A 20520-nucleotide genomic window follows, 5' to 3' on the forward strand; every position below is an offset into this window, starting at 1 on the left:
CTTAAAAATTTTAACGACAACAATATTAAAGTTTTTGTAAACTTCAGTAGAAACAGCTAACAATTGCGTTTCTATGTTTTCAGTATAAGGAAGATAAAACGGAATTGAGGGATTTTGTAACATTTATTCATATTTAACCTAAAAAAACTGTGGTAATAAATGACCCTAGACCCTTAAAATCATTAATCTTCAGTTCTATTTCTGAGGGATCTTCAGTTTTTGTTACATTTATTTACATTTTCTCTGTTTTCTCTCATTTTTAAATATTTATTCTCTATTTTCGATTCTCCAATTCCTAATTAATTATTGTTAATTGTGAATTGTTTTGCTAATGTCTAAAACATAGCCATTACGTTAGTTTATAAAGATTAAGTAAGAATACTCATGGTACAACAATTAAATTTATTAGGTCAAGGTCAAATTATTCCTACTGCGTTACATACTGAAATGGAGCGATCTTACTTGGAATATGCCATGAGTGTTATTGTGGGACGTGCTTTACCTGATGTCAGAGACGGTTTAAAACCTGTTCATAGGCGCATTTTATATGCTATGTATGAATTAGGTTTAACTCCAGATCGTCCTTTTCGCAAGTGTGCTAGGGTGGTTGGGGACGTATTAGGAAAATATCACCCCCACGGAGATCAAGCGGTATATGATGCTATGGTGCGCTTGGTACAGGATTTTTCTAGTCGTTATCCTCTATTATCAGGTCATGGTAATTTCGGTAGTGTGGATAATGATCCAGCGGCTGCTATGCGTTACACTGAAACGAGATTGGCAGGTATTTCCTATGAAACGATGTTAGAGGAAGTAAATGATTCTACGGTGGATTTTACCAGCAATTTTGATAATTCTCAACAAGAACCAGTAGTTTTACCTGCTAAATTGCCTATTTTACTTTTAAATGGTTGCTCTGGTATTGCCGTTGGCATGGCGACGAATATTCCCCCTCATAATTTAAACGAAATTGTGGATGGTTTAATTGCGTTGATTGATCAACCTGATTTAAGCCATGAGAAGTTGTTTGAGTTGATACCTGGTCCTGATTTTCCCACTGGTGGTGAAATTCTCGATACAACGGGTATTAAAGAGGCATATTTGACGGGTAAAGGTATTATTCCCATGAGTGGGGTTGCAACTATCGAAATTTTGAAATCTCAGAAAAAACGAAGTCGAGAAAAAACCGCTATTATTATTACTGAGTTACCGTTTCAACTCAATAAAGCCGCATGGATTGAAAAAGTAGCAGAATTAGTTAATCTCGGTAAAATTACTGATATTGCTGATATTCGAGATGAAAGCGATCGCCAAGGTATTAGGGTTGTAATTGAATTAAGGAAAGAAGCACAACCGCAAAACGTACTTAATCAGCTTTATAAACAGACAGCTTTACAAAGTAATTTCGGAGTAATTATGCTGGGTTTAGTGGATAAAAAACCTTGTCAATTATCTCTTAAAGAAATGTTAGAGCAGTTTTTACAGTTTAGAGAAATTACCTTAAATAGACAATATCAGTATGAATTAACAGAAAAAAAAGAAAAATTACATTTATTAGAAGGCTTATTAATTGCTTTAAAAAATCTTAAAAAAGTGATTGAAATTTTAGCTAATTCTGCGGATGGAAGTAGTGCAAAAATTACTCTACAAGAAAGGTTAAAAATTAGTGAGTCTCAAGCTAATTCTATTTTAGCCATGCCTTTAAGACGAATAACAGGTTTAGAAAAGCAAAAATTAGAGGAGGAATTTACGGAAATTCAAAGTAGAATCTCTCAATTAGAGATATTGTTAGCGGATAGGAAAGAATTATTAAAAGCGTTAAAAAAAGAATTGCGTAGTTTTAAGCGTAAATTTGGTGATGATCGTCGTACTAAAATAATTAGTCATACTGCTATTGCTGTGAGGAAAACAGAAACAACAACCACAAAAAAGGAAAAAACGGCTAAATCTAGTGAAACAGAAACTTTACCCTTAATGTTAACGGAAGAATTACCTAGTGATGCCATAGTACAAATTACCGCCAAAGGTAAGATTTATTGGCAAAGACAAAATACCATAGAAAAGACACCGATGGTGAAAAAAAATACTGATTTAATTGTTTATCAGTCATTAATTAACAAACAAGAGCAAATTATGGCTTTTTTTGATAGTGGAAAGGCTTATCCTCTGGCTACCTCTAATATTCCTGCTTATCCTACAAAACAGACTATTGAACGTTTAGTTTCCAATAGCGCCATGCAAGACAATTATCAACCTATCAATTATTTATGTCTTAATTCCCATAACGATAAATCTAGCTTACTGTTATTAACCCAAGGAGGATTTTTAAAACGAATTAATGTCAAAGAGTTAGATGGTATTGGTAATAGAGGTTTTCAACTCATGAAATTGAAGCCATCAGATAAATTAAAATATATTTTCCCCGTTAAAGAAGGAGAAGAATTAGTCATTGCCACCAGTGGAGGAAGAATGTTGAGATATAATATTTTAGAGCAAAATATACCCATAATGGGAAAAGCAGCTCAAGGAAGTCTAGGGGTAAAACTAAGATATGGAGAAGAAATTATTGGTTGTTTAGGAGTAAATAATAATAGTAACCTAGTCTTAATTTCTCAATTAGGATACGGGAAAATTTTTCCTGTTAATAGTATTCGTAAAGTTAATATCGGTGAAATTGGTTCTCAAGTTTTTAGATTTAAACAAAAAGAAGATCGTTTACAATCTATGTTATTAGGAGATAATTGTCAAACGGTGGTAACAAAAACGAATCTTGATCAACGTTATTTAGTTGATATTAATAAATTATCCACCAATCAAGGACAAAATTTAGAGAAAGTAATCGTTAAATTACAACCTGACGAAATTATCACTTTATCATTAAATTGGTGGGGATAAATAATCCGTTAATTTCCCCCAAAATTTGGGGGTTAGGGGGGCGAAATCCCCTAAAGTTAATTCATATTTGTACGTCCTTCTAAAGCGCGTGCTAAAGTTACTTCATCAGCATATTCTAAATCTCCTCCCATAGGTAAACCAAAGGCAATACGAGTAACTTTTGTTAAAGGCTTTAACAATTGTCCTACATATAATGTTGTAGTTTCACCTTCAATACTAGGACTAATAGCAATAATAACTTCTTTTATGTTACCTCCTCCCATTCTTTGTATTAAAGATTGAATATTAAGTTGTTCAGGTCCTATACCATCCATAGGAGAAATAATACCGCCTAAAACATGATATAAACCTTGATATTCTCTAGTTTTTTCTAACGCAATTACGTCTTTAGAATCTTCTACTACACAAATAACATTTTGATCTCGATTTGGGTTACGACAAATTTCACAAATAGGGTCAGCCGATAAATGAAAACATTTTTGACACAAACCAACTTTTCTTTTGGCATCAAGAATGGCTTGAGATAAATCTTGTACATCTTTATCCCCTCGTTTAAGGATATGAAAAGCTAATCTTTGCGCACTTTTTGGACCGATACCGGGTAATTTTTGTAATTGTTCAATTAATCTAGCTAATGGAGGGGTAAAAATAGTTTTAAATCTCCTTTTATTTGATATTTTTTAACATTAATAATTATGACATTTATTTAACAATGGAAGGATTTAACCAACGAGAAATTTCTTTGTGTAAATTGAATAAATCTTGAGAAAAATTTTCCTTAAACCATTGTCCAATTGTCTCCAGAGGATTAAAAATATCTCCTAATGGTAAATCTATCTCTTGCCCTAATGGAGTTAAATGATTACCCTGTAATTTTAGAGTAGAAATCATATTAGGAAATAAATCTATTAAGATCGGTTTTAAAGTTATAGTTTGATCTATGGTATCGTTATTAAATTGTACTAATAAATTGCGACGAATTTGATAATTTTCTTTAACAATAATTTTAGTTTCTTCAGGGGAAGGCGTAAATTCAATATCTAAATTAGTATCTATTTGCCAATAGTTTTTTAAGTTATTTTGGAGAGAAGGAATGATATTTTGGGCAAAAGGAATTGCTTGTTTTAAAGGATAATTATTAAAAGAAATAAAAATATTTCCTGCTCTTTGAATATCAAATAAACTACCGATTAATAAGTGTAATTTACAGCCCATACTATGGCCTAATCCGTATATTGGTAAATAATTTACGTCAATTCTTTCTTTATATTCTAAGCGGTATAAAATATTTTCCAGACGATTTTGAACATTGACAGCGATCGCTTTATGATCTAAAGTATTCAAAAAAGAAGTAGCAATAATAATATAACCTTGTTTTGCCAAATTTTCTAATAACCAACCATAGGTAATATGAGGGGCAGTTGCCACAAAAGCACCCCCTAAAAAATGTATAATTCCATGGGGATTACGAGGAATTAAGACCCAATTACCTGAAAATTCTTGCCACTCCATAGTTATATTTAATTACGTTTTTTTTCGATTATAACAATCTTAAATCATTTGTGAAGAATAAATAAATGTAGTATCTAAGTGTTTATCATTGTTAAAAGTTTTTATAACCTCCACTAACATGAAACAACAGAAAATGATTATTGTGAATCAAACAAAGTTCTATAATGAATTATTCTCATTAATTTTATAACGAAATTACATCATGACAAATATATTAACGGTTGATAATAGCTCTCCCACAGGTATAATTCATTCCGTAGAAACTTGTGGCACAGTAGATGGTCCGGGTATTCGTTTTGTGGTTTTTACTAAAGGATGCCCTTTAAGATGTTTATATTGTCACAATCCAGACTGTAGGCATTTTGAAGACGGAAAAACCGTTACCGTAGATGAATTAATTATCGAAATCGAAAAATATAGATCCTATTTCGAGTATTCTGGAGGTGGTGTAACTGTAACAGGAGGTGAACCTTTAATGCAGCCAGATTTTGTTGAAGCTATTTTTAAACAATGTCAAAGCAGAGGAATTCATACTGCTTTAGATACTTCTGGTTATGTGAATTTAAACACGGCAAAACCTGTTTTAGAATATACTGATTTAGTGTTATTAGATATAAAATCTTTTGATGAGACTATTTATCATAAATTAACCAGTGTTTCTCTTGAGCCTACTTTAATTTTTGCTCGTTATTTAGCCCAAATAAATAAACCCACTTGGATAAGATTTGTCTTAGTACCAAATTTAACAGATTCTGAACATAATGTTCGTGGATTAGCAGAATTTATTTCTCATTTTAAAAATGTCAAAAAAGTAGAAGTTTTACCTTTTCATAAAATGGGTGAATATAAGTGGGAAACTTTAGGTTATGATTATCAATTAAAAAATACTGAGCCTCCTTCTCCAGAATTAATAACAAAGACAATAAATATTTTTAAAAGTTATGGTTTACAAGTACAATAATGATAGTTATGAAACGTTATTTATTTAGTTTTTTTAGTTTTTTATTTATCTTTAGCTCTTTTCCTATAAATGCTCAAGAATCAGTTAAAAATAATGAAAAGAAAGTCTGTGTTAGTAATCTTAAAAATGAGATAGAGTCTATTATTAATAAACCGTCAAGGCAACAAGAAAGTTGGGGAATTTTAATCGAGAGTATTAAAAATAATCAGGTTTTATATCAGTTAAATAGTAATAAATATTTTATTCCTGCTTCTAATGCAAAGTTATTAACTACATCAGCAGTTTTATTAAAATTAGGTTCAGATTTCACCATAACAACTCCTATTTATATAGAAGGAAAACCACCAAAATTAAACAGTTTAATTATTCAAGGAAAAGGCGATCCCACTTTTACGAAAAAATCCTTAGAAATTATCGCTCAAAAACTTAAAGAAGAAGGGATAAAAGAAGTAGATAATTTAGTGTTAATTGATGGTTATTTATCTTCGCCGAGTACTAATTATAGTTGGGAATTTGAAGATATTTACTTTTATTTTGCTGTACCAGTTAATAGTTTAATTTTAGAAGAAAATACCGTTAATTTAACTGTAAATCCTAATAATCTTAACGAAAAAGTGTCTTTAAAATGGTCAAATGAATTAGCAGGAAAACAATGGAAAATAGAAAATAATGTTTACACTAAAGAGAAAGATAAAGAAGATAATATAATTATAAGCCCTTTATTTGCAAAGTCAAGTTTAGAAATAAAAGGAGATTTCCCTATAGATAAAGAATCAAATATTTGGCGATTATCGATACCAAATCCTGCTCAATATTTTCAAGAATCTTTGGTTGAAATTTTAAATAATAATGGTATTAATATAAAAAATACTGAAATTATAAATGATAAAAATATTATTAGTAATAATCAACAATTATTATTAGAAATAAAATCTCCTAATTTAGCTGAATTAATTAAAGAAACAAATCAAGAAAGCAATAATTTATATGCGGAAGTTTTACTAAAATATTTAGGTGATGAATCATTAAATGAATGGGAATCTTTAGCGCAAATAATGACTAATTTAGGCATCTCACCTAAAGATTATAAACTTAAAGATGGTTCAGGTTTATCTCGTCATAATCTTATTACTCCTCAAGTATTAGTTACTTTATTAAAATTAATGAATGATAGTAAATATCAAGAGATTTTTCTTAATTCTTTAAGTATTGCTGGAGAAAATGGTACTTTAAAAAATAGATTTCAAAATACGAATATCGCTAATAATTTATATGGAAAAACAGGCACTTTAAGCGGAATATCTGCTTTATCTGGTTACTTAAAAACCGATAACTATGGCAATTTAGTTTTGACTATTATGGTTAATCAATCTTCCGCTAATTCTGGAGTTTTAAGAAATACTATTGATGAAATTATCTTATTATTAGGACAGTTAAACAAATGTTAATTATAGAAAAAATAACTTTTATAATATTCTATATTTTATCACTAAGAATTAGCTGATAAAGTGAGTAAAAAACTTAAGTTTGTTTCAGCATGAAGGCTATGGGGTGCGTTACTTGGCATAACGATAAAAATACCACTTTTAAGAGTAATTTTTTTCCCTTCAAGGATTAATAATCCCTCTCCTTCTAAAACATTTACTACAGCATTACGACTAGATGTATGTTCAGAAATTTCTGTACCTTCAGCTAAACAAAAAAGTGTATATTGACAGTTATCATCTTTGAGTAAAACTTTACTTAAAATACCAGAAGATGGATATTCTATATAGTCTTTTATCTGGATAAAACTTGATTCAATGGATAAAATTGCCATAAAGTTATTACTTTTTAAAATTTAATAATGAGGATTAAGACTATATTTTTTTGTTGCTAAAAAACAGAGCAAATTAGATTATATTCTGTATAAAATTATACTAATTACTTAAAAGAATTTAAGGAAAACTTTATATATCGTAAAACTTAGTTAATTTTACGGCACAGGCTTTCAATTCTGGTTGCTTAGAAATAGGACAGGCTTGAGGATGTGTTAAGCTATTAGCCTCGGCGTTATCCGCCCATAAAAAGCCCCAGTGCATCGGCACAAATACTGTTTTTGGTGCGATCGCCTTAGTAACTTTGACCTTAAATTTAGCTTCTCCTCGCAAGGAAGTTACTATCACAAAATCATCATCTAATAAATTAAGTTGATGTGCATCTTTGGGATGAATTTCTAAAAAAGGCTCAGGGTGCATTTTAACTATTTTGTCAATTCTACCAGTCCTTGTCATGGTGTGCCAATGTCCATATAATCGCCCGATAGTTAACACAAAAGGATAATCAGGGTTAGGTGGTTCGGCTAAACCTCGACTATGATACGCTGAAAAGTTAGCTTTACCGTTATCCGTATAAAATTTAAAATCTGTGTAAAGTCTTCTACCATAACGATTTTTGGGATTACTGCCATCAGGAAAAGGCCATTGTATTGCTCCATATTCTGATAAAATTTCGTGGGTTATACCAGATACATCACAAGGGCCATTAGCCGTTAAAAGAGCAAATTCTTGATAAACTTGTGAGGAATCAGCAAAATTAAAATATTTTTCAAAACCTAATCTTCTACCAACTTCAGCGAAAATTTCCCAATCGGCTTTTGCTTCTTTGGGGGGATTACTAAATTGTGGACAATAAGTCACAACACGCTCAGAATTAGTCATTGTACCAGCTTTTTCACTCCATTGAGCCGCAGGTAACAGTAAATGAGCATAACAAGCTGTTTCCGTGGGATAATAAGCATCTTGATAAACGGTAAAAGGCGACTTCAATAATGCTTTTTTAGTACGTTCTAAGTCAGGCATACTAACTACTGGATTTGTGGCGGCAACCCAAAATATTCCGACTTCCTCCCTTTCTAAAGCGGTAATCATTTCCCATACACTTTTACCTACTTTATCATCGATTGAGCCTTGAGGTAAACCCCAAACTTGTTCAACTTCTGCCCGATGTTGTGCATTTAAAACGCTACGATAGCCGGGTAAAAGTTGAGCTAATCCTCCTGCTTCTCTTCCTCCCATGGCGTTAGGTTGCCCTGTTAAAGAAAATGCACCACTGCCCTCTTTTCCCATTTTACCCGTCATCAAGTGTAAGTTAATCAAACCTCTAACTTTTGCTGTGCCTTCAGAAGACTGATTTAAACCCATAGAAAATAAGGATAATACTTTTTTCGATTCAGCCCAATAATCAACACAAGTTTCTAAGTCTTCGATACTAATACCGCATTTTTGAGCGACTAATTCGGGAGGATATTGTAAGATAACGTCTTTAAAGTCATTAAAATAATTGGTATGTTGCTCAATAAAATTATAATCAAGGGCATTGCGTTGTAAAAGTAAATAGGCGATACCGTTAAATAAATCAATATCAGTACCCGGATTAATAGCTAAATGAAGATCGGCAACGTCAGCCGTAGCAGTACCACGAGGATCAACTACAATCATCTTAACATGGTCATTTTTCTTATGATATGCCCTTAAACGGTTAAAAACGATGGGATGACATTCGGCGGTATTTGTACCCACTAAAAAAGCACAATCTGTTAATTCTAAGTCTTCATAGATACAAGGTGGACCATCAGCACCAAAACTACCGATATAACCTGAAACGGCGGAAGACATACATAAACGGGAGTTAGCATCAAAATTATTTGTACCTAAACACCCTTTTATCAATTTTTGAGCGATATAATAGTCTTCTGTTTGAAATTGTCCTGAACCATACATACATATACCGTCAACCCCCATGGTTTCTCTTACGGTATTGATGCGATTAACGATCAAATTATAGGCTTCTTCCCATGTTATTTGATGAAATTCTTGCTCTAATGTTTCTCGATATAAAGGATATTCAAGGCGATTTTTGTGCATTGCTTCGGTTACAGTTGCACCTTTGACACACACTTTTCCTAAACTTGAAGGATGATTGCGATCGCCCATTACCTTCCAGATAGGATTACCGAGAGAGTCACAATTTGTAGTTTTACCTGATGAGGGAGGTTGAACTTCTAACCCACAACCAACGCCACAATAAGGGCAAACCGTAGTAACTTTTTTACTCATTATCTGGAATATATTGCCATGAACAGTTAATAATGAACAACTAATTAGTTTTAAAAAATAGTAATAATTAATGTTCGCTCAAAGCTATAGTCTCATGAGATTTTCTCGTAAAAGGTATATTTTTATACAGATTTAAAGATTATATTTGTAAAACGCATTATATTTATGTTTTTTTTACATTAAACTTAGACACCATAGCAATAGACAATTAACAATGAGTATTAGACAATGAATAATGGATAAAATTAACATAAATTATGGCTAAATTCTGGGTTTGGTTACAAGATTTTTTTAAGGATAGAAACTTTTTAAAATTAATTCATATAACAGAAAATATTGTTTCTAAAGTTCTTTCTCTTGCTCTTATTATCGTTATTTTTGTATCTTTATATGATTTAATGTTAGTTCTTGTTAGAGATTTATTTATTGAACCTACAGGGTTTTTTAATAGAACATTAATAGAAATTTTTGGCTTTTTTCTAAATATATTAATAGCCCTTGAATTACTAGAAAATATAACCGTTTACCTGAGAAAACATATTGTACAATTAGAATTAGTTTTAACTACTGCATTAATTGCCGTAGCCAGAAAAATTATCATTTTTGATCCTAGTAAATATCAAAAAATAGATTTAATTGCGCTAGGAGTTGCAATTATTTGTCTGGCTATTAGTTATGTTTTAATTCGTTATAGTCATAGTGAAAAAAGATTTTAACTGTTAATTTTTGATGCTATAAACTTCCTGATAATATTTTTGATAATCGGCGGATAAAAGTGGTTGCCACCATTGTTGATTATCAACATACCATTGTAAGGTAGTTCTTAAACCAGACTCTACGGTGGCTTCTGGTTTCCATCCTAATTCTTTTTGTAGTTTACTGCTATCAATGGCATAACGGCGATCATGTCCTGCTCTATCTTTCACATAAGTTATTAACTGATTAGAAGGTTTAACGGGTAAATTCGGGGCAATGTCATCCATAATTTGACAAATTAACTGCACTAAATCAATATTTTTCACTTCGTTATTACCACCAATATTATAAGTTTCCCCTTGTTTACCTTTACTTAAAACTACATCTAAAGCACTGCAATGATCTCTTACATATAACCAATCACGGATATTTTGCCCATCGCCATAAACGGGTAATGGTTTACCTAAAAGAATGTTAATCACCATTAAAGGGATAAGTTTTTCGGGGAAATGATAAGCACCGTAATTATTCGAGCAATTAGTGATTATTGTGGGTAAATTATAGGTATGATAATAAGCTCTGGCAAGGTGATCACTTCCTGCTTTTGACGCTGAATAAGGGCTATTAGGTGCATAAGGTGTATTTTCTGTGAAGGCTGAATCCTCAGCTTCTAAACTACCATAAACTTCGTCTGTAGAGACATGGAGAAAACGATATTCCGAGGGTTTATTGTGTTTTTCCCAATATCGACGAAAACTCTCAAGTAAGGTAAATGTGCCGATTACATTGGTTTGAATAAAACCTAAAGGGTTTAAAATTGAACGATCAACATGAGATTCTGCGGCAAAATGGGCAATAGTAGTGATTTTCTCTTTCTCTAATAAATTATCGACTAATTTGCCATCGCAAATATCACCGTGAATAAATAAAAAATTAGGGCTATTTTCGAGGTTAACTAAATTTTGACGATTTCCTGCATAGGTAAGAGCATCTAAAACAACAATTTTATCTTGGGGATAATTTTCATGCCAATAATTAACAAAATTTGAGCCGATAAAACCAGCACCACCCGTAACTAAAAGATTTTTACTCATCATAAATAGTGTAAATAATAATAACTAATCATTGTTCATGGTTGATCATTCTTTGTCAATTTTTAAGTATTTATACTGAAATACAATAGAAATTTTAAGACTTATTTTAGTTATTTTTGCTGAGATATAAGTTATAATCTTGATAAGACAATCTAAATTCTTACAGTAATAGCTTATGACTAACAATTTTAGACAATGGATAAGTAAGAAAGAAACAATAGAAGAAAATCCAGAAAATTCTTCTTCATTATGGAATAATTCTTTAGAAAAAGAACAAGAAAATATTGATATTGTCAAAAAACAATGGCAGAAAAAACAACATCAAGAATTTAAACGTATTCGTCATCAAGAGTTTGAAAAAAGAAATATTAAGGTAATTATCTCAAGTTTGCTGACAATAACTGTAATTGCTGTGGCTTTTCCTTATTTCCCTCATTGGTGGCAAACAGGAAAAAATATCATCGTTGAATTATTCCCTCAAGATAAACAAGAAAATGTCACACAACCTGAGAAACAAGACTTAAAAGAAAAATTAGCAGAAAGTATGAAGAATATTCATGAACATAATACAAATTTGCAAAAAGCAATAGATATTTCTGATGGCAAAGAAACGCAATTAAAAAAAGAAAAAAAATAGAATTACAGTAGTTATGACAAAATAAAAAACAATGATAATTTCCTAATTTATAATTATTTATGACTGACTCAATTATGTATCAAGAAGATGGTTATGTGGTGTTAGAAACCAACCAACCCGAAGAATTAATGACAGAATCGGAGTTATTACATAAACTAGAAACATTTTTGGCAACTCAGTCAGATTTACCCCAAGATATAACAAAATTTGACACTATAAAAAAACAAGCAGAATATTTACTCCATAATTATTGTGAATTTAACGCTGATGATAATAATTATTTACAATGGTATGTAGTGCGCTGGGAAAAAAAATAAAAATGACTTGTTTGACTAATTTTCATCTTACTTTTGCACCTCTTTCTGTTATGGAAGTTTATCAATTAGCCGATAATGGTTCTAATGGTGCGATTGTCTTAATGAGTGGTACGGTAAGAGATCAAACGGAAGGAAAACCTGTTAAATACTTAGAATATCAGGCTTATGAACCAATGGCGATAAAAGTTTTTCAACAAATAAGTGATGATATTATGGAAAAATGGCCTGATACCAACAGTATCATTATTCATCATCGTATTGGTAAACTCACCATAAAAGATATTAGCGTATTAGTTGCCGTGGGTTGTCCTCATCGTGGAGAAGCATTTTCCGCTTGTCAGTATGCTATTGATACTTTAAAACATAACGCCCCGATTTGGAAAAAAGAATATTTTGATGATGGCGTTAGTAGTTGGGTTAGCATTGGTATGTGTGAGCAATATTTTAAGTAGGTTTACCTCATAGTATTGTTTGTTATTAAATATGAATATAATCATTGTATATATAACAACATCAAAATCTTTATTTCTCCTTACTTCTAACTCCTTACTCTTTACTCCTTACTTCTAACTTCTAACTTCTAACTTTTAACTTCTAACTTCTTACTCCTTACTTCAAAAATTACTCCTAACTCCTAACTCCTATCTCCTAATTAATATTACAATCCATTATCCTAGACATGAGAGTATAAATTCCTTTTTCTAATAATCCAGACATAGCCACGGAGGGAAGATGTCCTACTGGTGCTTTTACTGTGTACATCAAAACATCTTGAAATAACCATGTTCCATTTATACGCCAACCTAGGCGATCGCCAACAGTCTCCCAAACTTTTTTATCATAATCTCGTTTACCGCCCAAACTTTGATAAATACGTTTTTGGATAGAAAAGCCAAATTTACCTTTACTGTATTTTACCCAGAGTTGATCAATAGTTTGTAAATCTTGACAAGGAAATATCCTCATAGTATGGCGATCAATCCAGCCAGAATCTTCTTTATTAGTAGCTTTGAGCATTAATTTATGGGTTTGCTCATCGGCTTTATACCACTCTTGATTACTTAATAATTCTTCTAAATGACCATAATCTATACCAACTTCCGAGGCTAAAACTTCTTTTTCTGGTTTAATGACAGTTTTTTGAGCCATAATTTCCGTAACGATGGAATCTACATCAGGAATAGAGGTGTTTTCCTTCTCCCTAAAAACATTAACGGGATTATTTTCAAATCGACTAGGAGAAAGGGGATCGTAATCATTTATAGTTTGTAAATTATTTTTAGTATTTTTAACTTTTCTGACTTTTCGAGTGGTAGGTAAAAGAGGCACTGCCATAATAGGTAAATTAGTCGCAGGAGTATTTTTTATCGGAGAAGAAGTTGTAGAAGAGGAAGGTATTGTTGGGGAGGAAGAATTTTCCGAAGAAACAACAGGAATAGAAGAAGATAAAATAATTTCGATATTTTCTGTCAGTATATTTAACCATTCATCGATAGATTGAGGGCGATTTTCAGGATGTAATTCCATTCCTTTGAGGATAGCTAAATTAGTGCGATCGCTAATGGTAGAATTATGTTGTTGAGGGGAAATTAAGTTAACACCTTGATTACGAAATTGAGCAGGAAAAGGAATCTGTAAAGTTACGATATAATACAAAGTAGCTGCAAGGGCATAAACATCCGTATAAGCACCTCTTTTGGCATTTCGAGAATATTGCTCTAATGGTGCAAAACCCTCCGTGCGAGAGTTAGTATGAATTTGAGTTTTATCTTCAATAAAGTCTCTTGCTAAACCAAAGTCAATTAAAACGGCTTCGTTATTTTCACGACGACGCATAATATTTGCTGGTTTTACATCTCGGTGCAAAATTCCTTGTTTATGAATATAAGTCAACGCACTACCCACTTGATAAATATAGCGAATCGCTTCCACTTCAGCAAAACCACCTTGACGTTTAACTAAAGTTTCTAAATTTCCACCGTCAATATATTCCATTACCATACACCACAGATTACCTTCTTGACACACATCATCAACCCTAATAACATGAGCGTGAGTGCATTTTGCTAGACGAAAAGCCTCTTGAATAAATCTTTCTTGATGTTTAGGAAAATTTTGTTGTGCTTGAATAGTAGCATTTAAGGTTTTAATAGCCACAATATTCCCCGTCTCAACATCCTTGGCACGATAAGTAATACCAGCACCTCCAGCACCTAAGACTTTTTCAATAACATATTTACCTTTTTGAATAATACGCCCTGTTTTCCAATAACTCATAGTGACTACGACTTTTGATGTGCCGATAATTATTTATTATTGTACTGAATTTGATCCTGATTTTTTTTCGGTGTTAACTAACCTTAAAATACTTCACTTCGATGCTTTGAATATCCGATGAGAGCAGGTTTTGGGTTTCAAATAGCCAGTTTCAGGTTTAATACCATTGAAATCTGGTGATTAGTCAATCAGAGAATTGAAAACAAAAAAAATCAATTAAGATATATTTTCTTAAAACTTTATTTTTCAAACATTTCTTTCATAAACCCTTTTAAACAAACATCATTATTGATAACTTTATTTAACATCGCTTTCATAAAACTAATATTATAGTCTTCATTTAAACTATCATCTTCCCCTAATTTACTTAATTTATCAGTTAACATTGTAATATTTTGTTCACCATATTTATTAATTAAATCTTCAGAAAATTCTTCCATTACTTTATCCTTATCTTTCATAGCTGAATCAGTTAATGATTGACAGAAATAACTGCCAAAAAAATTACCAAATTCTTCGGCACTAGGTAAAGTTTCAGCCTTAAGTATATTAGTAGAAGAAAGAGAGATAATTATTGACATTGGAATAGATAAATACTTCATAATTAGGCTTTTGTTTATTTTAGTAAAAACATTATTTCTGTAAATTTTTCTTCATTTCTTGAAATTCTTGTTCAATTTCCCATTGATGAAATTTAGTTTCTAAATCATCCCCAGAATTATGATAATTTGAGTAGTTTTGATTAACGGTTTGATTTTGATAATTATTTTGTTCATTGGCTTTAAGTTGTGCTATTTTTAAATCAACTTCTTGTTGTTTTGTTTCAATAGAAATTAATAACTTTTTGCTATTAATAATTTTTTGTTTCACTTCTTCCATTTTGCCCCAAAGTAAATTACCTTGAGTTAATAATAAAGTCTGTCTTTTTTCGGCTTCTGCTGCTAAATCTAGTCTTCCCGCTACGGTGGCTTTTTCCTTGCGACTATACCATATTTGAACCTCTTTTCCTAAATTTAAAATCTCATTTTCTAGTTTTTTTTGCTCATTTTCTAGTTGAGAAATTAAATAAAGACTATCTTGTTTTTGAGTCTTTAATTCTTGAGAAATAATCATTAAATTTAGATTAGGATTACTCTGCAAAAATTCTTCTAAACGAGATTCTAAAAAACTACTTAAATCTTCAAATAAACTCATAATATTAGTTAAATATAATAGTTAAAATGTTTCGCCTACCCTGAGATAAACCGACTGATTTTGACGACTAATTACCGCTTGTGTACCATTAACCGTCATTAATACCCATCCTGTTGTGCCAATTTCTCCCCCAATGGCTACTTTTTCCGTGACATTATTAATGTTAAATAAAGCCATACTTCCAGTATCTCCTAATTCCACAATACCAATTAAAGTGTAATTATAGTTAGTCTCTTTTTTGATGTCGGTAGTAATAGAAGCTAAATTTGGTAAATTATTTTTCTTTGTTTTATCTAAAGTATTTAAAACAGGTACTTTTGTTAATTTTGGAGGAGAGGGTAATGGTGGAGGTGGTGGTATGGAGATAGAAGGAGGAGGAGGAGAAGGAGAAGGAGAAGGAGAAGGAGAAGATGATTGAATTGGTTTTGGAGGTTGAGGAATGGGAGTGGGTGAAATTTCTTGAAGGGTAGGAGGAGACGGAAGGGGAAGGGGAGAAGGGGGAGGAGGAATAATATTACTGGCGATGTTACTATCAGGTAACGGTGGTATGGTTAAAGATGTTATCGGTAAAGGAGGAGAAGGTAATTTTGTTGTTTGTATATTTATTTGGGGTAAATTATCTTGAGGAGGAGAAATATTTTTAATATCTTGATTTTGAGGGTAATTATTACTAGATTTTTGAGTGGAATTATTAGTAATTGGCAATGATGAAATTTCTTGTTGTTTCTGTTTCCAAAACCAAGCAACTACAAACATTAAATATAAAGTAGCAAAAAGAAAGAGTAATTTATCTAAGTTTTGTTTAAAGCCAATTTTCTTATTTAGGTTATTCATAGATATGGCAATATTAAATAGGTGATGTTTATTTTATCTCTATTTTTCATCTTTAATTAAATTTTTGAGATATTCTTAATAGTTACTATCTCCCATCTCATAACTCATAACTTATACTTTTTGTGCACTTTCTAATTATGTGAAAGTATTTGTTGTTTTTATGCAAAAATAATGAACAGCAATTCAGTTTATTCTAAGGATTATCATTAATGGCTAGAAAACCAGATGAATATATTGTACACATATTAATCAGTAACGGTCATCGAGAAGAAGTCCGTTTCCCTACTATTCAAGATTTTCAAAAGTGGTACAGTGGAGAGTTAGTACCCAAAGCAGATTCTAAAGATTTCATTAATGTTCCTATTAAAAACATTCAGGGAGAATATATGGTAGTACGTCCTGCCAATATTGTATGTTTAAGAGTTGAACCAGTATTTTTTGGTAGTGTGGATAGAGATTCTATATAACTGTTCAAAATCAACTGCTAGTTTTCAACTCCTAATATTATCAAAAAATTAGCTTTCGTATCTATATTTGTTTAAGTCAATTCCTGCCTCTTTTGCCATAGCATTTAAACCTCTTGTATCTAAGGTTTTAAGTGCTTTAGTACTCAAACGTAATTTAACAAAACAGTTACTTTCTGCCCACCAAATTCTTTTATCTTGTAAATTAGCTTGTTGTAACTTTTTAGTACGACGGTGAGAGTGAGAAACTGCAAAACCGTTATTTGCTCTTTTTCCTGTTAATTGACATACACGAGCCATAATAATTTATCTCCTATTTATTAATAAATATTTAATTTACTCAGCAACTCTCAATTGTACTAGGATTTCGCCTTGATTCGCAACTTAACTGTGAATAATTGATCAAAATTCTTGAAATATCATAGAGTTTATTACTCAAAAATATTCTCTTTTATTGTCTAAGTTGTTCAATTTGAGGAGTTTTATCTGTTAAGCCGAATTTTGTCATTACTTTAATCAAAATAACCGAAACTATCACACCGATTATTAAACCAAAAGTTAACAGAAAGATAAATAATTTTTGAAATTCACGCTTTTTTTGAGGAGATATTTTTTTGATTTCCTCTGTTTCTTGTGCATTTTCTAAGTAGTTATCCCCATTATGATTGTCAGGAAAATTATTCATAACATTAGTTGATTACATATAAAAAAAACCGCCTACTTTTATAATCTCAGTAAACGGCTTTTTTTGATTAACTTTATTAAGAGTTATTTTAACTCCCTCAACAAAGAAAAACTTTAATTATTGATTAATCTAACCTTTTTTACGAGGTGCAACAATACCAATAATATTCTTATGAGGATCATCTAATACTTTTATCCCTTCAGAAAGTACTAAATCCGCCACACAAAAAGTTTTACCAATATCAATATGAGTAATATCCATTTCTAAATATTGAGGAATATTATCAGGCAAACAACGAACTTTAACTTCCGTTACCATTTGCTCCATAATACCACCTTGAGCCATACCGATAGAGTTTCCTACTATTTTTAAAGGTACAACAACTACTACATCATTATTTCCTGAAGGACAGAAAAAGCTAATATGATGTAAATTACGTTTCCAAGGATGAGTTTGTACTTCTCTAATTAAAACCTTACCATTCCAATTAAGATTAGAAATAGTTAAATCAACGAGAGTATTATTAACAGAAGCATTCTTTAATAAACTAATCGCTCCTTTTTGGGTTAAAACTAAAGATACTGCTTGATCACCACTATGACCATACAAATTAGCAGGAATAAAACCTTCTCGGCGTAATGCTCTAGGCTTACTACCGTCAGGTCTAGTCTGACATTCTAATGTTACTTGCATTTTACTTATTTGATTTCGTTATAACTTTAAATGTTATTGATATTTCCAAAAAGAAATTATATTATATTAACTATTATTACAATTATGCTTATACAAGGGGCTTAGTTAAGACTGAACGGGGTTTCCGTTAGCATATAATAAAGCTCTTTTTGGTCCATGAATGGGATCTTCTACGATAATAGTTTGATCTCTACTCGCACCTAAAGAAACAATCGCAATGGGTAATTCCATTAATTCAGCTAAGAATTTTAAATAGTCCAATGCTTTTTGCGGTAATTCTTCTAAAGTGCGACAATGACTGGTGGATTCCTGCCATCCTGATAAAGTCTCATATACAGGCTTACAATTAGCAAATTTCATGGCATGGGTTGGAAATTCTCGACAGATTTCTCCATCTATTTCGTAAGCAACACATACTTTGATTTCCGCTAACTCATCTAACACATCTAATTTTGTGATGGCTAGACAGTCTAAACCATTTATTCTTGCAGCATATCTACCTATTACCCCATCAAACCATCCACAACGACGACGACGACCTGTGGTAGTACCAAATTCAGCACCTCGATCGCCTAATAGCATCCCAATTTCATCTTCTAATTCCGTTGGGAAAGGACCTTCTCCTACTCGTGTAGTGTAAGCCTTTGCTACTCCAATAATACGATCAATAATGGTAGGTCCAACCCCAGCACCAACACAAGCTCCACCAGCAATAGGATTAGATGAAGTAACATAGGGATATGTACCATGATCTAAATCTAAAAGTGTTCCCTGTGCCCCTTCAAACAAGATATTTTTCTTGTTTCTGACGGCTTGATCTATTCTTAAAGAACTATCAATCACGAAAGGACGTAAACGATCAGCATAGATCATATACTCTTGTACCACCTCTTTCGCATTCAAAGGAGGTAAATCATAAAGTTTTTCTAATACTGCATTTTTATAGTTAATAGTCCATTCTAATTTGTCTGGATGGCGATCGCAGTTGATTAAATCAAGCATTCTAATGCCGATTCTTTCAGCTTTATCGGAATAAGTAGGTCCTATGCCTCTTCCTGTCGTGCCGATTTTATATTTACCACGCTTTTCTTCTGCCGCTTGATCTAAAATACGATGATAGGGCATCGTGACATGGGCAGTTTGCGAGATAAATAAATTATCTGTGGAAACATTGAAAGCGGTAAGCTGGTCAATTTCTTCCAACAATTCTTGAGGATCTATCACAGTACCAGAACCGATTATACATTCAGTATCAGGGTACAAAATCCCTGACGGAATTAGATGTAATTTAAAGGTTTGGTCTTTCACAACCACAGTATGCCCGGCATTCACTCCCCCTTGAGAGCGAACCACCACATCCGCTGATTTACTGAGTAAATCTGTTATTTTTCCTTTTCCTTCATCGCCCCATTGGGCTCCGATCACGATAACGTTAGCCAAGTGTTTAATAGAGCTAAACTTCACACAAACTATTATTATCGCAGTTTAGTAGCAAAGATGTCAAGGATTTTTCTTAATTGACTGGGAATATTGACAAAACAGGGATATAGGTTTTTTAATGAGGGACAAAGTAGTATAAAGGATTTAATCAAAAAACACTTATCAAAATTAACCAGATAAATCATAATAAGAATAGGACGAATAAGAGGAAAAAATAAAACTATTAGGTTTGATTTCGTTCTTCTAAAATTTTAATTACTTAAAACCCATTTTTTCAAAGAAAAACTCTAGTAAAGTTGTGAAAATTTGGGGTTAATTTCTCTTGTTATAAAATACTTATTTTAACATCTATAAGATACCATAATGATTACAGCCATTGCGACTCTTCATCATACCCCTAAGGATCATTCTATAAAAGATTCTTTCAGTCAAGTTACTTTAAATTTAGCTTTTGAAGATATAAGAGCAGTATCTCAAGAACAACAAGATCAATCTCATACCATTCGTTAGAAGTTAAATAAATCAACAAAAAGTCAAGATAATAGTAATAAAAATTAACAAATAGCTGAAAGCCTTATAAATGTTAATATTTGAGAGTATTCCCTTTTTCCCAACCACGGATGACTAAGAAAATTAACCGAGATCACGCACAAAAAAAACATCATCCTTTGATGGAAAATGATGCCATTTTTTCACATTTGTCGGAACTGTTAACCCCTTCTAT

Annotated in this window: 22 protein-coding genes; 9 read left to right on the top strand and 13 right to left on the bottom strand. The window is 31.7% G+C overall.

All coding sequences use genetic code 11. The features are described from left to right. The first annotated feature begins 384 nt into the window (after positions 1-384). Positions 385-2895 carry a DNA topoisomerase (ATP-hydrolyzing) subunit A gene (locus ACEW8E_RS16090; RefSeq protein ID WP_373481373.1) on the top strand — a complete coding sequence of 837 codons (2511 nt, stop codon included), beginning with the start codon at positions 385-387 and terminating at the stop codon, positions 2893-2895. 56 nt (positions 2896-2951) lie between these two features. Here ACEW8E_RS16090 and recR read toward each other — a convergent pair whose 3' ends face one another. Next, positions 2952-3545, bottom strand: coding sequence for a recombination mediator RecR (gene recR / locus ACEW8E_RS16095; protein ID WP_373481393.1), 594 nt, complete (start codon positions 3543-3545; stop codon positions 2952-2954). Positions 3546-3597: 52 nt separating this feature from the next. Next, positions 3598-4407 (bottom strand): DUF1350 family protein, encoded by an 810-nt coding sequence (locus tag ACEW8E_RS16100; RefSeq protein ID WP_373481374.1) that lies wholly within the window; start codon positions 4405-4407, stop codon positions 3598-3600. 202 nt (positions 4408-4609) lie between these two features. Between ACEW8E_RS16100 and pflA the strand changes: the two genes are divergently transcribed. Both pflA and dacB read left to right on the top strand, forming a co-directional pair. Next, entirely contained in the window at positions 4610-5368 is a 759-nt protein-coding gene (pflA, locus tag ACEW8E_RS16105) for a pyruvate formate-lyase-activating protein (RefSeq protein WP_373481375.1), read from the top strand. An 8-nt stretch (positions 5369-5376) separates the two neighbouring features. Beyond that, the gene (gene dacB, locus ACEW8E_RS16110; RefSeq protein ID WP_373481376.1) at positions 5377-6816 is read left to right on the top strand and encodes a D-alanyl-D-alanine carboxypeptidase/D-alanyl-D-alanine-endopeptidase; all 1440 of its coding nucleotides are present in this window, start codon (positions 5377-5379) and stop codon (positions 6814-6816) included. A 41-nt stretch (positions 6817-6857) separates the two neighbouring features. Here the strand turns inward: dacB and ACEW8E_RS16115 are convergent, their stop codons facing one another. After that, a complete protein-coding gene (locus tag ACEW8E_RS16115; protein WP_373481377.1) occupies positions 6858-7187 on the bottom strand; it encodes a cupin domain-containing protein in 330 nt (109 codons plus the stop codon). 130 nt (positions 7188-7317) lie between these two features. Further along, positions 7318-9465, bottom strand: a complete 2148-nt coding sequence (locus tag ACEW8E_RS16120; RefSeq protein ID WP_373481378.1) for a molybdopterin oxidoreductase family protein — start codon at positions 9463-9465, stop codon at positions 7318-7320. A gap of 257 nt (positions 9466-9722) precedes the next feature. Between ACEW8E_RS16120 and ACEW8E_RS16125 the strand changes: the two genes are divergently transcribed. Further along, positions 9723-10181 carry a phosphate-starvation-inducible PsiE family protein gene (locus tag ACEW8E_RS16125; RefSeq protein WP_373481379.1) on the top strand — a complete coding sequence of 153 codons (459 nt, stop codon included), beginning with the start codon at positions 9723-9725 and terminating at the stop codon, positions 10179-10181. 3 nt (positions 10182-10184) lie between these two features. Here ACEW8E_RS16125 and rfbB read toward each other — a convergent pair whose 3' ends face one another. Further along, complete coding sequence (rfbB, locus tag ACEW8E_RS16130) at positions 10185-11258, bottom strand: dTDP-glucose 4,6-dehydratase (RefSeq protein ID WP_373481380.1); 1074 nt, start codon at positions 11256-11258, stop codon at positions 10185-10187. A 172-nt stretch (positions 11259-11430) separates the two neighbouring features. On the opposite strand from rfbB, the gene ACEW8E_RS16135 reads away from it, so the two are divergent. The 3 genes from ACEW8E_RS16135 to ACEW8E_RS16145 are packed head-to-tail and all read left to right on the top strand — an operon-like array spanning position 11431 to position 12661. Further along, the gene (locus ACEW8E_RS16135; RefSeq protein ID WP_373481381.1) at positions 11431-11892 is read left to right on the top strand and encodes a hypothetical protein; all 462 of its coding nucleotides are present in this window, start codon (positions 11431-11433) and stop codon (positions 11890-11892) included. Positions 11893-11951: 59 nt separating this feature from the next. Next, the gene (locus ACEW8E_RS16140; RefSeq protein WP_373481382.1) at positions 11952-12209 is read left to right on the top strand and encodes a chlororespiratory reduction protein 7; all 258 of its coding nucleotides are present in this window, start codon (positions 11952-11954) and stop codon (positions 12207-12209) included. Positions 12210-12211: 2 nt separating this feature from the next. Next, a complete protein-coding gene (locus tag ACEW8E_RS16145; protein WP_373481383.1) occupies positions 12212-12661 on the top strand; it encodes a molybdenum cofactor biosynthesis protein MoaE in 450 nt (149 codons plus the stop codon). Between the two features lie 196 nt (positions 12662-12857). On the opposite strand, the gene ACEW8E_RS16150 is transcribed toward ACEW8E_RS16145, so the two are convergent. From ACEW8E_RS16150 to ACEW8E_RS16165, 4 genes are all read right to left on the bottom strand, one after another. After that, complete coding sequence (locus ACEW8E_RS16150; RefSeq protein WP_373481384.1) at positions 12858-14486, bottom strand: GUN4 domain-containing protein; 1629 nt, start codon at positions 14484-14486, stop codon at positions 12858-12860. Between the two features lie 239 nt (positions 14487-14725). Next, complete coding sequence (locus tag ACEW8E_RS16155; protein ID WP_373481385.1) at positions 14726-15067, bottom strand: hypothetical protein; 342 nt, start codon at positions 15065-15067, stop codon at positions 14726-14728. A gap of 52 nt (positions 15068-15119) precedes the next feature. Next, the gene (locus tag ACEW8E_RS16160; protein WP_373481386.1) at positions 15120-15680 is read right to left on the bottom strand and encodes a TIGR04376 family protein; all 561 of its coding nucleotides are present in this window, start codon (positions 15678-15680) and stop codon (positions 15120-15122) included. A 21-nt stretch (positions 15681-15701) separates the two neighbouring features. Continuing rightward, the gene (locus ACEW8E_RS16165) at positions 15702-16514 is read right to left on the bottom strand and encodes a hypothetical protein (protein WP_373481387.1); all 813 of its coding nucleotides are present in this window, start codon (positions 16512-16514) and stop codon (positions 15702-15704) included. Between the two features lie 209 nt (positions 16515-16723). Here ACEW8E_RS16165 and ACEW8E_RS16170 point away from each other — a divergent pair, with 209 nt between their 5' ends. Next, positions 16724-16981, top strand: a complete 258-nt coding sequence (locus ACEW8E_RS16170; RefSeq protein WP_373481388.1) for a hypothetical protein — start codon at positions 16724-16726, stop codon at positions 16979-16981. Between the two features lie 48 nt (positions 16982-17029). Here ACEW8E_RS16170 and rpmB read toward each other — a convergent pair whose 3' ends face one another. The 4 genes from rpmB to ACEW8E_RS16190 all read right to left on the bottom strand — a co-directional run bounded on the left by rpmB (position 17030) and on the right by ACEW8E_RS16190 (position 19796). Further along, on the bottom strand, positions 17030-17278 hold the full coding sequence (rpmB, locus tag ACEW8E_RS16175; protein ID WP_373481389.1) for a 50S ribosomal protein L28: 249 nt from the start codon (positions 17276-17278) through the stop codon (positions 17030-17032). 151 nt (positions 17279-17429) lie between these two features. Continuing rightward, positions 17430-17663 carry a hypothetical protein gene (locus ACEW8E_RS16180; protein ID WP_373481390.1) on the bottom strand — a complete coding sequence of 78 codons (234 nt, stop codon included), beginning with the start codon at positions 17661-17663 and terminating at the stop codon, positions 17430-17432. Between the two features lie 129 nt (positions 17664-17792). Next, entirely contained in the window at positions 17793-18356 is a 564-nt protein-coding gene (locus tag ACEW8E_RS16185) for a 50S ribosomal protein L25/general stress protein Ctc (protein ID WP_373481391.1), read from the bottom strand. 105 nt (positions 18357-18461) lie between these two features. Next, a complete protein-coding gene (locus ACEW8E_RS16190; RefSeq protein WP_373481394.1) occupies positions 18462-19796 on the bottom strand; it encodes an adenylosuccinate synthase in 1335 nt (444 codons plus the stop codon). A gap of 363 nt (positions 19797-20159) precedes the next feature. Between ACEW8E_RS16190 and ACEW8E_RS16195 the strand changes: the two genes are divergently transcribed. Beyond that, positions 20160-20306: a hypothetical protein gene (locus ACEW8E_RS16195; RefSeq protein ID WP_373481392.1), complete on the top strand. Its 147-nt coding sequence runs from the start codon at positions 20160-20162 to the stop codon at positions 20304-20306. Positions 20307-20520: the final 214 nt, after the last annotated feature.

This window comes from Geminocystis sp. (assembly GCF_041753295.1).
GTDB lineage: Bacteria > Cyanobacteriota > Cyanobacteriia > Cyanobacteriales > Cyanobacteriaceae > Geminocystis.

What these genes read in the sequence shown, in the direction of transcription:
- ACEW8E_RS16090 (WP_373481373.1), top strand. Translation starts at nt 385, where the DNA reads ATGGTACAACAATTAAATTTATTAGGTCAAGGTCAAATTATTCCTACT.
- ACEW8E_RS16100 (WP_373481374.1), bottom strand. Translation starts at nt 4,407, where the DNA reads ATGGAGTGGCAAGAATTTTCAGGTAATTGGGTCTTAATTCCTCGTAAT.
- pflA (WP_373481375.1), top strand. Translation starts at nt 4,610, where the DNA reads ATGACAAATATATTAACGGTTGATAATAGCTCTCCCACAGGTATAATT.
- dacB (WP_373481376.1), top strand. Translation starts at nt 5,377, where the DNA reads ATGAAACGTTATTTATTTAGTTTTTTTAGTTTTTTATTTATCTTTAGC.
- ACEW8E_RS16115 (WP_373481377.1), bottom strand. Translation starts at nt 7,187, where the DNA reads ATGGCAATTTTATCCATTGAATCAAGTTTTATCCAGATAAAAGACTAT.
- ACEW8E_RS16120 (WP_373481378.1), bottom strand. Translation starts at nt 9,465, where the DNA reads ATGAGTAAAAAAGTTACTACGGTTTGCCCTTATTGTGGCGTTGGTTGT.
- ACEW8E_RS16125 (WP_373481379.1), top strand. Translation starts at nt 9,723, where the DNA reads ATGGCTAAATTCTGGGTTTGGTTACAAGATTTTTTTAAGGATAGAAAC.
- rfbB (WP_373481380.1), bottom strand. Translation starts at nt 11,258, where the DNA reads ATGATGAGTAAAAATCTTTTAGTTACGGGTGGTGCTGGTTTTATCGGC.
- ACEW8E_RS16135 (WP_373481381.1), top strand. Translation starts at nt 11,431, where the DNA reads ATGACTAACAATTTTAGACAATGGATAAGTAAGAAAGAAACAATAGAA.
- ACEW8E_RS16140 (WP_373481382.1), top strand. Translation starts at nt 11,952, where the DNA reads ATGACTGACTCAATTATGTATCAAGAAGATGGTTATGTGGTGTTAGAA.
- ACEW8E_RS16145 (WP_373481383.1), top strand. Translation starts at nt 12,212, where the DNA reads ATGACTTGTTTGACTAATTTTCATCTTACTTTTGCACCTCTTTCTGTT.
- ACEW8E_RS16150 (WP_373481384.1), bottom strand. Translation starts at nt 14,486, where the DNA reads ATGAGTTATTGGAAAACAGGGCGTATTATTCAAAAAGGTAAATATGTT.
- ACEW8E_RS16155 (WP_373481385.1), bottom strand. Translation starts at nt 15,067, where the DNA reads ATGTCAATAATTATCTCTCTTTCTTCTACTAATATACTTAAGGCTGAA.
- ACEW8E_RS16160 (WP_373481386.1), bottom strand. Translation starts at nt 15,680, where the DNA reads ATGAGTTTATTTGAAGATTTAAGTAGTTTTTTAGAATCTCGTTTAGAA.
- ACEW8E_RS16165 (WP_373481387.1), bottom strand. Translation starts at nt 16,514, where the DNA reads ATGAATAACCTAAATAAGAAAATTGGCTTTAAACAAAACTTAGATAAA.
- ACEW8E_RS16170 (WP_373481388.1), top strand. Translation starts at nt 16,724, where the DNA reads ATGGCTAGAAAACCAGATGAATATATTGTACACATATTAATCAGTAAC.
- rpmB (WP_373481389.1), bottom strand. Translation starts at nt 17,278, where the DNA reads ATGGCTCGTGTATGTCAATTAACAGGAAAAAGAGCAAATAACGGTTTT.
- ACEW8E_RS16180 (WP_373481390.1), bottom strand. Translation starts at nt 17,663, where the DNA reads ATGAATAATTTTCCTGACAATCATAATGGGGATAACTACTTAGAAAAT.
- ACEW8E_RS16185 (WP_373481391.1), bottom strand. Translation starts at nt 18,356, where the DNA reads ATGCAAGTAACATTAGAATGTCAGACTAGACCTGACGGTAGTAAGCCT.
- ACEW8E_RS16195 (WP_373481392.1), top strand. Translation starts at nt 20,160, where the DNA reads ATGATTACAGCCATTGCGACTCTTCATCATACCCCTAAGGATCATTCT.